This is a genomic window from Aquimarina agarilytica ZC1 (assembly GCF_000255455.1).
GTDB classification, from domain to species: Bacteria; Bacteroidota; Bacteroidia; order Flavobacteriales; family Flavobacteriaceae; genus Aquimarina; species Aquimarina agarilytica.
On sequence record NZ_JH621277.1, the window covers coordinates 30,411 to 44,010 of the forward strand.

General features: G+C 32.5%; 12 protein-coding genes. 9 read left to right on the forward strand and 3 right to left on the reverse strand.

Annotated elements, in window-relative coordinates; translation table 11 throughout:
- The first annotated feature begins 3 nt into the window (after nt 1-3).
- The 6 genes from KQA_RS0214390 to KQA_RS0214415 all read left to right on the forward strand — a co-directional run bounded on the left by KQA_RS0214390 (nt 4) and on the right by KQA_RS0214415 (nt 6,777).
- On the forward strand, nt 4-1,086 hold the full coding sequence (locus tag KQA_RS0214390; RefSeq protein WP_010182139.1) for an LptF/LptG family permease: 1,083 nt from the start codon (nt 4-6) through the stop codon (nt 1,084-1,086).
- A gap of 160 nt (nt 1,087-1,246) precedes the next feature.
- Nucleotides 1,247-2,200 carry an acetyl-CoA carboxylase carboxyltransferase subunit alpha gene (locus KQA_RS0214395; RefSeq protein ID WP_010182140.1) on the forward strand — a complete coding sequence of 318 codons (954 nt, stop codon included), beginning with the start codon at nt 1,247-1,249 and terminating at the stop codon, nt 2,198-2,200.
- Between the two features lie 169 nt (nt 2,201-2,369).
- On the forward strand, nt 2,370-3,923 hold the full coding sequence (gene dnaB, locus KQA_RS0214400; RefSeq protein WP_010182141.1) for a replicative DNA helicase: 1,554 nt from the start codon (nt 2,370-2,372) through the stop codon (nt 3,921-3,923).
- Nucleotides 3,910-5,217 (forward strand): asparagine synthetase B, encoded by a 1,308-nt coding sequence (locus KQA_RS0214405; protein WP_157366717.1) that lies wholly within the window; start codon nt 3,910-3,912, stop codon nt 5,215-5,217. Before dnaB ends, KQA_RS0214405 begins: the two co-directional genes overlap by 14 nt.
- A 59-nt stretch (nt 5,218-5,276) precedes the next feature.
- Nucleotides 5,277-6,047 (forward strand): nucleoside triphosphate pyrophosphohydrolase, encoded by a 771-nt coding sequence (gene mazG, locus KQA_RS0214410; protein WP_010182144.1) that lies wholly within the window; start codon nt 5,277-5,279, stop codon nt 6,045-6,047.
- Nucleotides 6,048-6,051: 4 nt separating this feature from the next.
- Nucleotides 6,052-6,777 (forward strand): heavy-metal-associated domain-containing protein, encoded by a 726-nt coding sequence (locus tag KQA_RS0214415; protein ID WP_010182145.1) that lies wholly within the window; start codon nt 6,052-6,054, stop codon nt 6,775-6,777.
- Nucleotides 6,778-6,829: 52 nt separating this feature from the next.
- Here the strand turns inward: KQA_RS0214415 and KQA_RS0214420 are convergent, their stop codons facing one another.
- On the reverse strand, nt 6,830-7,900 hold the full coding sequence (locus KQA_RS0214420) for a branched-chain amino acid aminotransferase (RefSeq protein ID WP_010182146.1): 1,071 nt from the start codon (nt 7,898-7,900) through the stop codon (nt 6,830-6,832).
- 360 nt (nt 7,901-8,260) lie between these two features.
- Between KQA_RS0214420 and mnmD the strand changes: the two genes are divergently transcribed.
- Together mnmD and KQA_RS0214430 are read left to right on the forward strand one after the other, a co-directional pair.
- Nucleotides 8,261-8,941: a tRNA (5-methylaminomethyl-2-thiouridine)(34)-methyltransferase MnmD gene (gene mnmD / locus KQA_RS0214425; protein ID WP_010182147.1), complete on the forward strand. Its 681-nt coding sequence runs from the start codon at nt 8,261-8,263 to the stop codon at nt 8,939-8,941.
- A 94-nt stretch (nt 8,942-9,035) separates the two neighbouring features.
- Nucleotides 9,036-9,938: a TIGR01777 family oxidoreductase gene (locus KQA_RS0214430; RefSeq protein WP_010182148.1), complete on the forward strand. Its 903-nt coding sequence runs from the start codon at nt 9,036-9,038 to the stop codon at nt 9,936-9,938.
- A gap of 44 nt (nt 9,939-9,982) precedes the next feature.
- Here KQA_RS0214430 and KQA_RS0214435 read toward each other — a convergent pair whose 3' ends face one another.
- The gene (locus KQA_RS0214435) at nt 9,983-10,630 is read right to left on the reverse strand and encodes a SanA/YdcF family protein (RefSeq protein ID WP_010182150.1); all 648 of its coding nucleotides are present in this window, start codon (nt 10,628-10,630) and stop codon (nt 9,983-9,985) included.
- A 12-nt stretch (nt 10,631-10,642) separates the two neighbouring features.
- Nucleotides 10,643-11,854: an RsmB/NOP family class I SAM-dependent RNA methyltransferase gene (locus KQA_RS0214440; protein ID WP_010182151.1), complete on the reverse strand. Its 1,212-nt coding sequence runs from the start codon at nt 11,852-11,854 to the stop codon at nt 10,643-10,645.
- 528 nt (nt 11,855-12,382) lie between these two features.
- On the opposite strand from KQA_RS0214440, the gene KQA_RS0214445 reads away from it, so the two are divergent.
- Nucleotides 12,383-13,558, forward strand: a complete 1,176-nt coding sequence (locus tag KQA_RS0214445) for a DUF6786 family protein (RefSeq protein ID WP_157366716.1) — start codon at nt 12,383-12,385, stop codon at nt 13,556-13,558.
- Nucleotides 13,559-13,600 lie beyond the last annotated feature (42 nt).

Here is a 13,600-nt window from a genome sequence, read left to right on the forward strand (position 1 = left end):
TTTATGATAAGAATATTAGATTGGTACATATTAAAACGCTATTTAGGGACATTTATCACTTTATTTTTGATATTTATTCCCATTGGTATTATGGCCAATTTGGCAGAAAAAATTGATAATATTTTTGAAAATGAAGCGCCTTTGATGGAGGTGCTTAAGTTTTATGGAAATTTCACCATTTATTTCGCCAACCTTTTGTTTCCACTTTTACTGTTTATTTCAGTGATATGGTTCACTTCTAAACTGGCAAATAAAACAGAAATTATAGCTTTTTTAAGTTCGGGGGTGTCCTATAATCGATTTTTACGTCCTTATATAATTGGAGCTACCATAGTATCCATATCTGGGTTATTATTGGGAATGTTTGTGGTGCCCAAAGCCAGTAAGGCATATAACGAGTTCAATAATTATTACCTTAAAGGAAGAAAAACAAAAGTGAAAAATTCGATTAATTTGTATAGGCAAATTGATGATAATGAGTTTATTTATGCGCATGCATTTTATCCAAAAGAAAAAACTGCACTCAAATTTACTTTGGAACATTTTGAAAACCATAAGTTGGTACATAAAATTTCTGCAAATAAATTAAAGTACAACGAAAAAGATTCGACTTTTAGATTAACAAAATACGTAAAACGAACCGTCACAGATTCTATTGATATTATAGAATCTAAAAAGGAACATGATACGATTTTTAAATTTGATATTGATCGTTTAACACCAGTATCATATGTTGCGGAAACCTTAAATTACTTCGAATTAAAAGATTTTATAAAGCAAGAAGAAAAACGAGGTTCACCTAATTTGAGCACCTATAAAGTGGTGGCTTATAAACGATGGAGTTTACCAGTTTCTGCTTATATACTTACACTTATAGCAGTAGCTGTATCGTCCATGAAGCGAAGGGGAGGAATGGGAGCTAATTTAGCTTTCGGTTTAATCATCGCCTTTGGTTTTGTTTTTTTCGATAAAGTTTTTGGTACTATGGCTGCACAATCCGATTTTTCTCCTATAATAGCAGTATGGTTTCCAAATGTAGTATTTGCCGTACTTGCTATGTATTTATTAGCAAGAGCCAGAAGATAATTTAAGCACTCAATACAATTATTGTGATGATTCCTTTGTATTTTAGTTGCTTAGGTTGTAAGTAATATACTTTATAAAAGATGTGTCTTATTAGAAAACCTTACAAGTAAGTTTTCTATATTTGTAAGCTTATAATCTATAATCAAATTCATATTTTAACATGGAATATTTAGATTTTGAATTACCGATAAAGGAATTGGAAGAGCAGCTAGAAAAAGCATGTTCTATTGGAGAAGAGAGTGATGTTGATGTGACCGATACGTGTAAACAAATTGAAAATAAATTGAATAAAACCAAGAAAGAGTTATACAAAAACTTAACTCCTTGGCAACGTGTACAACTTTCACGTCATCCATCGCGCCCTTATACATTAGACTATATTCGCGCTATTTGCGGAGATACTTTTGTAGAATTACACGGGGATCGTAATGTAAAGGATGACAAGGCAATGATTGGTGGTTTGGGAAAAATCGGAGATCAAAGTTTTATGTTTATTGGACAACAAAAAGGGAATAATACAAAAACACGTCAGTACCGTAATTTTGGAATGGCAAACCCCGAAGGCTATCGTAAAGCACTTCGTCTAATGAAAAGTGCCGAAAAATTTGATATCCCTGTAGTGTGTTTTGTGGATACTCCGGGAGCTTACCCAGGTTTAGAAGCAGAAGAACGAGGACAAGGAGAAGCAATTGCTAGAAACATTTATGAAATGGCTCAACTTTCGGTTCCAATTATTGTATTTATAATTGGTGAAGGAGCAAGTGGTGGTGCCTTAGGCATAGGTGTTGGCGATAAAGTATTAATGTTGGAAAACACTTGGTATTCTGTCATATCACCAGAATCATGTTCGTCTATTTTGTGGAGAAGTTGGGAATATAAAGAACAAGCAGCTGATGCATTAAAGTTAACAGCCAACGACATGATGAAGCAAAAATTAATTGACGAAATTATTAAAGAACCATTAGGAGGGGCTCATAGTGATCGAGAAGCTACTTTTGAGATTGTAAAAAATAAGATTGTTAAAGAATACAAACAATTAAAAAACTTATCACCAGACGAGTTGATTTCAAATCGCATTGATAAATATTCAAATATGGGTGTAGTAAAAGATTAACTCACCTAAAACATAGCTTTTACCTGAATCTGAGGTCTATGGATCTCAGATTTTTTTGGTTTATTAACAATATAAATAAGTTTTCAACACTAACTTTGTTAGTTGTTGGTGAATAACGACTTCCTTATATTAAGACATTAAGGAAAACTTTTTAGTTACATTCGTACCTATGGAAAATTTGCAGGGGATTCAAAATATTAAATATTCAAAATCAAATATTATTCCTTTAGAAAAAGGGAAAATACCGCCTCAAGCCACGGATTTAGAAGAGGTTGTGCTAGGAGCAATGATGATTGATAAAAAGGGAATTGATGAAGTTATTGATATTCTTAATGCCGATGTTTTTTATAAAAAATCACATCAGTTAATTTTTGAGGCTATTGTAAAATTATTTGAGGACTCCAGCGCAATTGACTTATTAACAGTTTCTAACCAATTAAAAAAAGACGGAACCCTTGATAAGAGTGGTGGAGAGTATTATTTAATTCAATTAACACAAAAAGTAGCTTCATCTGCGCATATTGAATTCCATGCACGTATTATTCTTCAAAAATATATTCAACGTAGTTTGATTAAGATTTCAAATGAAATCATTGAAGAAGCTTATGATGAAGGTATAGATGTTTTTGATTTATTAGATACCGCTGAATCTAAATTATATGAGGTAACGCAAGGGAATATTAAACGTTCTTCGGAAACTGCTCAAAGTTTGGTAACTCAAGCTAAGAAAAATATTGAGGAAATTTCGAATAAAGAGGGGATGAGTGGAGTGCCTTCTGGTTTTACGAAACTAGATGAGCTTACTTCTGGATGGCAACCAAGTGATTTAATTATTGTGGCTGCACGTCCGGGTATGGGTAAAACAGCATTAACATTGTCAATGGCACGAAATATTGCAGTAGGACAAAGTATACCCGTAGCTTTCTTTTCGCTGGAAATGGCATCGGTACAATTAATTACACGTTTGATATCGTCTGAAACAGGATTATCGTCAGAAAAATTGCGTACCGGTAAATTGGAAAAGCATGAATGGGAACAGTTAAATGTAAAGGTAAAAGACCTTGAAAAAGCCCCTTTGTTTATTGATGACACGCCTTCGCTATCTATTTTTGATTTAAGAGCAAAAGCACGTCGTTTAGCCTCGCAGCATGGTATTCGAATGATTATGATTGATTATTTGCAATTAATGACTGCTGGTGGATCGGGGAAAAATGGAAATAGGGAGCAGGAAATTTCTACAATTTCTCGAAATTTAAAAGCCCTAGCAAAGGAATTAAATGTTCCAGTAATTGCTTTATCACAGTTATCCCGTGCAGTGGAAACACGTGGAGGTTCTAAGCGTCCATTATTAAGTGACCTTCGTGAATCGGGAGCAATTGAGCAGGATGCCGATATTGTTTCATTTATTTATCGACCTGAATATTATAAAATTGATGAATGGGATGATGATGAAGGATCGCCAACCGCAGGTCAGGGTGAATTTATTGTAGCAAAACACCGTAATGGTGGTTTAGAGAATATTCGATTAAAATTCGTTGGACATTTAGGGAAATTCGATAACTTAGAGGACTTTAGTACTCCTTTTGAATTTCATTCAAGTATGAATGACAATGAAGCTGGAGATAATCCATTTGCAGCAGGAGGGGGATTACCATCTCCATCTCCTGATCAAGCATTTGGAAGTAGTATAAATCCACCAACAGATGATGATGTACCTTTTTAATAAAAATAAGAACTCAAATAAAAAAAAGCATTTTGCCTTAAAAGGGATGGTGCTTTTTTTTATGCTTTTATGTAGCGTAACAAATTATGCCAATTATGTTTTGTTACCCATGGATGAAGTTTCTCAAAAAAATCATTTAAAAGCCTATGGAATCACCTATTGGAGTCTGCAACGCCAACAAAAAGTAAAATGGCTGTTAAACTATAGAGGAGGTTCTTTTTTATTAGCGGATACTCCGGCATTGCAAAATGAATGTAAAATACGGGGCGTTTCATTTGAAGTATTATCCGATGCTAAAGCCGAAGGGATTTTAAATGAAATTAATAGTCCTTCGCAAAATATGGAGGCTATTGTGCTTGAAAAAGCTCCAAAAGTTGCAGTGTATTCACCAGATGGAAAGCAACCTTGGGATGATGCAGTGACTATGGTATTAACCTACGCCGAAGTACCCTATGAATTGGTGTATGATAAAGAGGTGTTAAGTGACGAGCTGATAGCTTATGATTGGTTGCATTTGCACCACGAAGATTTTACAGGTCAATTTGGAAAATTTTATAAAAATTACCGCTCTTCAAAATGGTATATTGACGATAAGTTACGTAAAGAAGCTTTAGCAAAAGAGTTGGGGTATGCTAAAGTATCTCAAGAAAAATTGGCTGTAGCTAAAAAAATACGTGATTTTGTTATTGGAGGAGGCTTCATGTTTGCTATGTGTAGTGCTACAGATAGTTTTGATATTGCTTTGAGTGCCGAAGGAGTGGATATTTGTGAATCCATGTTTGATGGTGACCCTAGTGCCCCAAATTACCAATCAAAGATTAATTACAAACGTACTTTTGCGTTTAAAAACTTTAAGCTTGAACGTACGTTGCGCTATGAGTTTTCAGATATTGATATGACAACTAAACGAAAAGAAGTGCGTAAGGAGTTAGATTATTTTTCATTAATGGATTTTTCTGCTAAATGGGATCCTATTCCAACAATGTTATGCCAAAATCATACTAGTTTAGTAAAAGGCTTTATGGGACAAACAACTGCATTTGATCATAAATTAGTAAAGTCGAATGTACTTTTATTGGGACAGAATAAAATTAATAATGAAGCTAGATACATTCATGGAATAAAAGGAAAAGGTTTTTTTACATTTTATGGAGGGCATGACCCCGAAGATTATCAACATAGAGTAGGTGATCCTAAAACAGAATTAGAATTACACCCCAATTCACCTGGTTACCGTTTAATATTAAATAATTTATTATTTCCAGCGGCTAAAAAGAAGAAACAGAAGACTTGATAACATACTTAAGTTTAATTTGTCTATCCATTTCAATTAAAATACAGAATATTTAAATAATGAGCAGAAAAAATCAACTTCAAGCTATAGATCGTTTGTTGACTATAATGGATGAGCTTAGAGCACAATGTCCTTGGGATAAAAAACAAACTTTTGAAAGTCTTCGTCATTTGACTATTGAAGAAACTTACGAATTAGGCGATGCTATTTTAGATAATGATTTAAATGAGATTCGTAATGAGTTAGGTGATTTGCTTTTGCATATAGTGTTCTATTCTAAAATAGGAAGTGAAACCAATAGTTTTGATATAGAAAGTGTAGCCAATGGTATTTGTGATAAATTAATTCACCGTCATCCGCATATTTATGGAGATGTTAAGGTGGATGATGAAGAGGAAGTAAAAAGAAATTGGGAAGAACTAAAGTTAAAAGAAGGTAAGAAAAGTGTATTAGAAGGTGTTCCAAAGTCTTTACCTGCATTAGTAAAAGCGAGTAGAATTCAAGATAAAGTAGCGGGTGTAGGTTTTGATTGGGAAGAGCCGCAACAGGTCTTTGAAAAGGTACAGGAAGAATTAGCGGAGTTACAGGAAGAAGTAACTGCTGAGAATCAAGATAAAATTGAAGCAGAATTTGGAGATGTATTATTCTCTATGATTAATTATGCTCGATTTTTAAAGGTGAATCCAGAGGATGCATTAGAACGTACCAATAAAAAATTTATAAAACGCTTTATGCATTTGGAACAACGTTCGAAAGAATTGGAAAAACCAATTAAAGAAATGAATTTAGACGAAATGAATACCTATTGGGAAGAAGCTAAAGCTTTGTAAACTTATGAAACAAATATTCGATATTGAAGGAATGACATGTGGCGGTTGTGTACAGGGAGTAAAACAAAAAATTACTGTATTACCTAATGTGTCTAATGTTAATGTGTCATTAGAAAATGGAACCATAGCATTAGAAAGTCCAAATTTGATAAATACAGAGGATATAAAGGCAGTATTACCTGAAAAATATAAGGTTTATAATTCAAAAAATAGCGGTAAAAAAAAAGAAGCCTTTTTAGTTGCTGAAAAAACAAAATTACAACAGCTACGTCCTTTGTTACTTATTTTGAGTTATATAAGTATCGCCAGTTTTTGGATACATTTTAAAGAAATGAATACCACCGAAATCATGCTTACTTTTATGGGCTTGTTTTATATAGTATTTAGCTTTTTTAAATTTTTAGATGTTAAAGGTTTTGTAAGTTCATTTCGTATGTATGATCCTTTAGCCAAACAATTTTCTTTTTATGCATGGATATATCCATTTATAGAAACTGCTCTAGGGCTTCTTTTTTTAACTAGAACCGAAATTAAAATAGGTTTGATTATAACATTACTTATTTTAGGAATCACAACTATAGGAGTCACAAAAACATTAGTAAATAAGCAGAAAATTCAATGCGCTTGTTTGGGTACGGCATTAAAACTCCCGATGACCGAAGCTACGTTTATCGAAAATGCGATAATGATTATAATGTCAATTATAATGCTACTAATCGGAGTAAATTAAAAAGGCTACCTTTTTTGTAGGTAGCCTTTTTCAATAATTTTGTAATAAAAAACTAGATTACTTTAACTCTCCATCCAAAAATATCATCGGATAGGTTGTATTGTATGTCAGTTAATGATTTTTTAAAGTGCTGTGCAAAACCATCATTTAGTACAGGAATATCATAATGATTATCCTTGTATCCAATTCCTTTAATAACACTTACCACGGCTGCAGTACCAGCACCAAAGGCTTCTTTTAAACTACCTTCTTTAGCGGCAGTTACAATTTCTTCAACACTTATATTTCGTACTTCCACATTGTAACCTTCTTTTTCAGCTAAAGCAATAATACTTTTTCGAGTAATACCATCTAAAATACGTTCACTTGTAGGAGCCGTAAGTAAGGTGTCATTAATTCTAAAAAAAATGTTCATAGTACCCGCTTCTTCAACTGAGGTATGCGTGCTAGAATCTGTCCAAATAATCTGGTCATAACCTTTCTTTTTGGCCAAATTAGTAGGGTAAAATTGAGCAGCATAATTTCCAGCTGCTTTAGCAAAACCAATACCTCCACTAGCAGAACGTGAATAATAATCAGAAATAAGTACATTTACTTCACCTCCATAATAAGATTGTGCTGGCGAACAAATAATATAAAAGGTATATGCATTTGCTTCCGAAGCCATAAGACTGGCTTCACTAGCAATGACAAAAGGTCTTATATATAAAGAATTACCCAAACCAGGTTTGATCCAGTCATTGTCTAATTTTAATAAAGAATGTAAGCCTTCATTAAAATAACTTTCTGGAAAAGCAGGCATTTCTAAACGTTCTGCAGATTTGTTTATTCTGTTAAAATTTTCATCTGGCCTAAATAAGTACGTGTCTCCATTGGCGTCTTTGTAAGCTTTCATTCCTTCAAAAACAGCTTGCCCATAATGAAAAACACGCGCCGAAGGATCCAATTGTATTGGACCATAAGGGACTATTTCAGGCTGTTGCCATGTACCATTTTCGTAATGGCACACAAACATATGATCAGTAAAGACTTTACCGAAGTTAACGTTTGCAAAATCAACTTTGTTGATTTTAGATTGTGCAATCTTTGTAATTTTTACCTGATTAGAAAGTGTCTCTTTCATCCCTTGTAATTTTAATACTGTTTTCCCTAATTAAGGGTTTAATTTTCTAGGTTAAGCCTAGAAGTCGATTTTTTAAGAAGTATATATTTAATACACTCTTAAATTATTAATAATATAAGTAACAAAAATACCTAAATATTAGTAATTGATGCTTTTTGTTTGGGGTATATTTATCAAAAATAGAATTGTTATTAATAATCTAACAGAAGCGCAATTTTTAGCTTTAAATTAGCATTCCTGTAAGGAAATTAAAGATTCATTATTTATTTTTTTGATAAGAAAGGAATTTATTAAATGAGTTTTTTCAAAAAATCAATTTTTGAAGATTAGATTTTTGTTAAATCTAGAAAAAATAGACCTATGAAACGCGAATTATTTAAAACTGCAGATGGATCAATGACCATACATTTACCAGATATCAATGAGCAGTACCATTCAAAACATGGGGCACTACAGGAAGCACAGCATGTATTTATAAAAATGGGATTACAACACTTAGTTACTCAAAGCAAGGATAAAAATATTGCTATCTTGGAAATAGGCTTTGGTACTGGTTTGAATTGTTTGTTGACGTATTTTGAAGCCTTAAAACTAAAGTTAAATATAGACTATGTTGGGGTAGAAGCTTATCCAATTAGTTCAAATGAATGGAAAGCCATGAATTATGGTAGTTTATTGGAAAAAGAAGAGGCTACACAAGTTTTTGAAAACATACATGTTGCCGAATGGGATAAAAGGGAGCGGATTGTTGAATCATTTTCTTTAAAAAAGGAAGAAAAGAAATTTGAGAATATAAATGAAAATTCGGTATTTAATTTAATTTATTTTGATGCCTTTGGAGCAAGAGTACAACCCGAACTTTGGACAGAAACTATTTTTGAAATCATGTATAATGCACTTAAGCCTAAGGGTGTTTTGGTAACTTATGCGGCAAAAGGTAGTGTGCGAAGAGCAATGCAGGCTGTAGGTTTTACAGTTGAACGTTTAGAGGGGCCTCCTGGGAAACGAGAAATGCTAAGAGCAACTAAGTCAGTGGGTTAAAAGTATTTCAATCAAGTTGTCAATTGTTAAATACATTATAAATTTGTTTTGATTCAACATTACAGGCTTAGTTTTGTTATGTAAAAATATATCAATGTCATATTTAATTACAGGAGCAACAGGTTTAGTAGGAACTGCAATAGTAAAACTTTGCAAAGTACAAGGGATACCTATACATTACTTGACGACTAACCGTGATAAGATTAAAAATAGTGAGTTTTGTAAAGGTTTTTATTGGAATCCTGTTACGGGGGAGATTGATGATGCTGCTTTTGAAAAAGTATCAACAATAATTCATTTAGCCGGAGCTACAGTTGCTAAGCGTTGGACAAACGTTTATAAAAATGAAATTATAGAAAGTAGAGTGAACTCAGCGAAGCTATTACATGACACATTATCTAGAATAGAACATCAAGTAACTCATTTTATATCGGCAAGTGCTATTGGAATTTATCCAAATTCTGATACAAAACTTTATACAGAAGAAACACAGAAATTTGCTAAAGACTTTTTAGGCAATGTAGTTACTGCATGGGAGCAGTCAGCAGATCATTTTGAAACATTAGGGATTGATGTGGCTAAATTACGTATTGGTTTAGTATTATCTGATAGTGGAGGAGCTTTACCACAAATGATAGCACCAATTAAAAAATATATAGGAGCAGCCTTTGGATCCGGTGAGCAATGGCAAAGTTGGATTCATGTCAATGATTTGGCTGAATTATTTCTTTTTTTAGCAAAAAATAAATTAGTTGGAATATATAATGGAGTAGCTCCAAACCCAGTAACTCAAAATAAATTGATTAGAACCAGTGCGGAATTACTAAAAAAACCATTAATACTACCCAATATTCCAAAGTTTATGGCTCGGTTATTATTAGGAGAAATGTATGTTTTATTAACTAGTAGTCAGCGTGTAAGTGCCGAAAAAGTGTTATCGCAAGGTTTTTTCTATGAATATGATAGTGTAGAAAAAGCACTTAAAGAATTGTTGTAATACCTTATTTAGTTACAAGAGGATAATAGAGTGGGGAATGGAAATTAACCAATAGTTATTTTATCACCTAAAAATTTTGGTTTTACATTAAATAAAAGATCAATAAACACTTTAACTCTCGCAAAATATTCACGTATTTGTACTTTAAATCCATAGCGACTACTTACACCTTTTGCGTTAAAAGCAATAGCATTACTATTAAAGTGATCCGCTAAAAATAAAGCTCTCTCGTTATGGAATTTTTGGGATATAACAGTAAATTGATTTTCTCCAAAAACTTTTTGTGCACGTACTACAGAGTCTAGGGTTCTAAAACCAGCATAGTCTAACACAATTTTATTTTCGGGGACCCCTTTTTTTATAAGGTCTTCTTTTATTTTTTTTGGTTCGTTATATGATTTTGTACTATTGTCTCCACTGACTAGAATATACTCAATTTTTGAAGCATGATATAAAGTTGCTGCAGCTTGTATTCTGTATTGGTAGTATAAATTTAATTGACCAGTCGCGACATATTTAGAAGTTCCTAAAAGTAATCCAACTTTATTTTTAGGAATATGGTCAACAGATGAGTACAATCTTTTTTTAGCAGTATTACTAATACTTTTATTCGCAAAATAAATACAGCAACATCCTAATAAAAAGGCGATTAGGCTAATTTTTGAGATTTTTTTTAAATTAGTTTTGTTCACATAACTAAGCTACTACTTTTTTTCAAGAAGCGCCATATAAAAACCATCATAACCCGATTTATGGGCCAATATTTTTTGATCCTTTACAAAGGAGAAATCTTTACCAGCATCACTTTGTAAAAAGGCATCTACTTGATTTTGATTTTCAGAAGGTAAAACAGAACAAGTAGCATAAACCATTTTTCCACCAGTTTTAACCATACGTGAATAGCTTTGTAAAATTTCTTGTTGGGTTTGTTTTATGGTATCAATAAACTCTGGTTGTAGTTTCCATTTGGCATCAGGATTTCTACGCAATATTCCCAAACCACTACACGGAGCATCTATTAAAACACGGTCAGCCTTGTTGGCTAATTTTTTAATATCCTTAGTACTATTTATTACTCTGGGTTCTATATTATGTGCTCCAGCTCTTCGGGCACGTCGTTTTAGCTCTTTTAATTTATTTTCATAAATATCCATAGCTATAATTTGACCTTTATTTTCAGATAATGCAGCTAAGTGTAACGTTTTACCTCCAGCTCCAGCACAAGTGTCAACAATTCGCATACCAGGTTTTACATCTAAATAATGTGCTACTAATTGCGATGATGCATCTTGTACTTCAAATAATCCATTTTTAAAGGCTTCTGTACTAAAAACATTTGCGCGTTCAACAAGTTGTAAAGCTTCAGGGTAATTTGGAATTATTTCACAAACAATTCCGTCTTCAGCTAAAATACCTCTTAATTTTTTGGCATCAGTTTTTAAAGTATTTGTTCTAAGTATGACTGGCGCCTGTTTGTTTAAAGCATTAATTTCCTCAGTCCAAGTTGCGTCACCTAATTCAGTACTACCTATAGTATCCATCCAATCTGGTATAGATTCTTTAAAACAACGTTCTTTTGATAATTCATCAAAACGTCCTTTAATGCGACGGGCAGGAGTACCAACAAATTGCTTCCAATCGGGCAATTCAATACCACGTAAAACAGCCCAAACGCAAAAAACTTTGAATAGATTTTCACGAGAGTAGTGTTCCTTAATATCTGCGATTTCTGAGTATAAACGCTTCCAACGTACTATTTCATAAATGGTTTCTGCAATAAAGCCACGGTCACGAGCACCCCAACGTTTGTCACGTTTTAAGGTTTTAGTTACGACTTTATCAGCATATTTATCTTCATTAAAAATTTCAGTAAGTGCATCAATTACGGCAAATACTAGGTTACGATGTAAACGCATGGTGCTAAAAATTGGATTGCAAATGTACTAATAAGTTCTCGTTTTATACTTTTAATGCATCTAGATTGTTATTTAATTTTACAGATAATAAAAAACGGAAAAAAAATTTTTTTTCCGTTTTTTCTTCATTTTAATATCGTTAGGAGCTATAACCCCTTTGTTTATAGTAGTTTTAAGTGTTTTTTAAAGAAAAAAAACTTTATTACCGCTCTTTGTAAAACGTTAAAATGTGTTTTTTTTCAGATTAAATGCATTTTTTTCTTGCATAAGTCGAAAAGTGTTGTATCTTTGTAATGTAAATAAGAGTTATTGTTTTCCCAATAAACAATAATTGATTGATTTTAAGTTAGAGTTAATGTTTTAATTTTAGATTAAGCCCCGAAATTAAAATGATTTGTGTTGAGAAACGGGAGGTGGAGACCTTCCGTTTTTTTTTTGCTCTTAATTGAAATTATCTTCAAATGTGATTTAACAACTGGTTTTCGATAAATTTTTAATACATTGTTTGTGATTAATATTTATATGAAAATGAATAGCTTACATGTGTTTTTAATTTTGTCGTTATTAATTCCTGTTCCTGCTTATACACAAGTAGCGGAAAGTGAATCCTTCGGTGATGTGGCAAAACGCTTAAAAGCCGCAATTAACGATGTGGTCGTTTTAAAAATTGATAAATCTATGATAGCTATATCACCTAGTTATCAAGGTCGGATTTTTACTAGTACAACCAATGGTAATAAAGGGAAAAGTAGAGGCTGGATTAATTGGGAATTAATTGATTCTGGTAAACATAAAGATTCATTCGCTTATTTAGGTGGTGAAAGTAGATTTTGGTTAGCTCCAGAGTTTGGATCTTTTTCGATTTTTTTTGATCCAGGAAAAGAGATGACTGTAGAAAACATGAGAGCTCCTAGGGATTTAGATAGTAAAAAATTTTTAAGAACTAGCCAAAGTGATTGTGAAGTGTCTTCCAAGGGAACTTTGAAAATTATAAATGCAAGCGGTTTTTCATTTGATTGCGGAGTAGAACGAAAAGTTATTTTGCATAGCAAAAAAGAAATAGAATCTGACCTTAAAATTAGCTTGCCTGTAAGTATAAACTATGTAGCCTTTAGTGCAGAAACTATTTTAAAAAACATAGGCTTAAAAGCTTGGGAAAAAGATACGGGTTTATTGAGTATATGGGAATTGGGGTGCATGTTAACATCTCCTAGGAATCGAGTTATAATTCCTGTAGAAAATGAAATACATCCCGTGAAATCATATTTTTCGAAAGCTTTTAATAAAGAGGAGCTAGTTGTAAAAGATAATATAGTTTATTTTAAAGCAGATGGAAGTGATTTAGGTAAATTAGGAATATCTCCTAAACATACTAAAAATGTAATGGGAAGTTATTCTCCCGAACTTAATTTGTTAAACATTGTGAAATTTAGTTTTAATAATGATGATTTATATGTGAATTCATTTCCTGGAAATATGTCTCCATATTCTGGAGATGTAATTAATATTTTTAATGGGGAGGTAAATAAAGAAAAAAACTATAACTGGCCCTTTTATGAATTTGAATCCTCTTCAAGTACAAAAGAGCTTCAAGTTGACGAGGAAATATACCATAAACAGACTTTATATCATTTTGAAGGAACCAAAGAAGAGCTTGCCAAAATTTCGAAAGTGATTTTAGGTGCGGATATAATACGCTTTTAATATAAATATTTCGTATATTTAAGGATGCCAAAATCATCTACT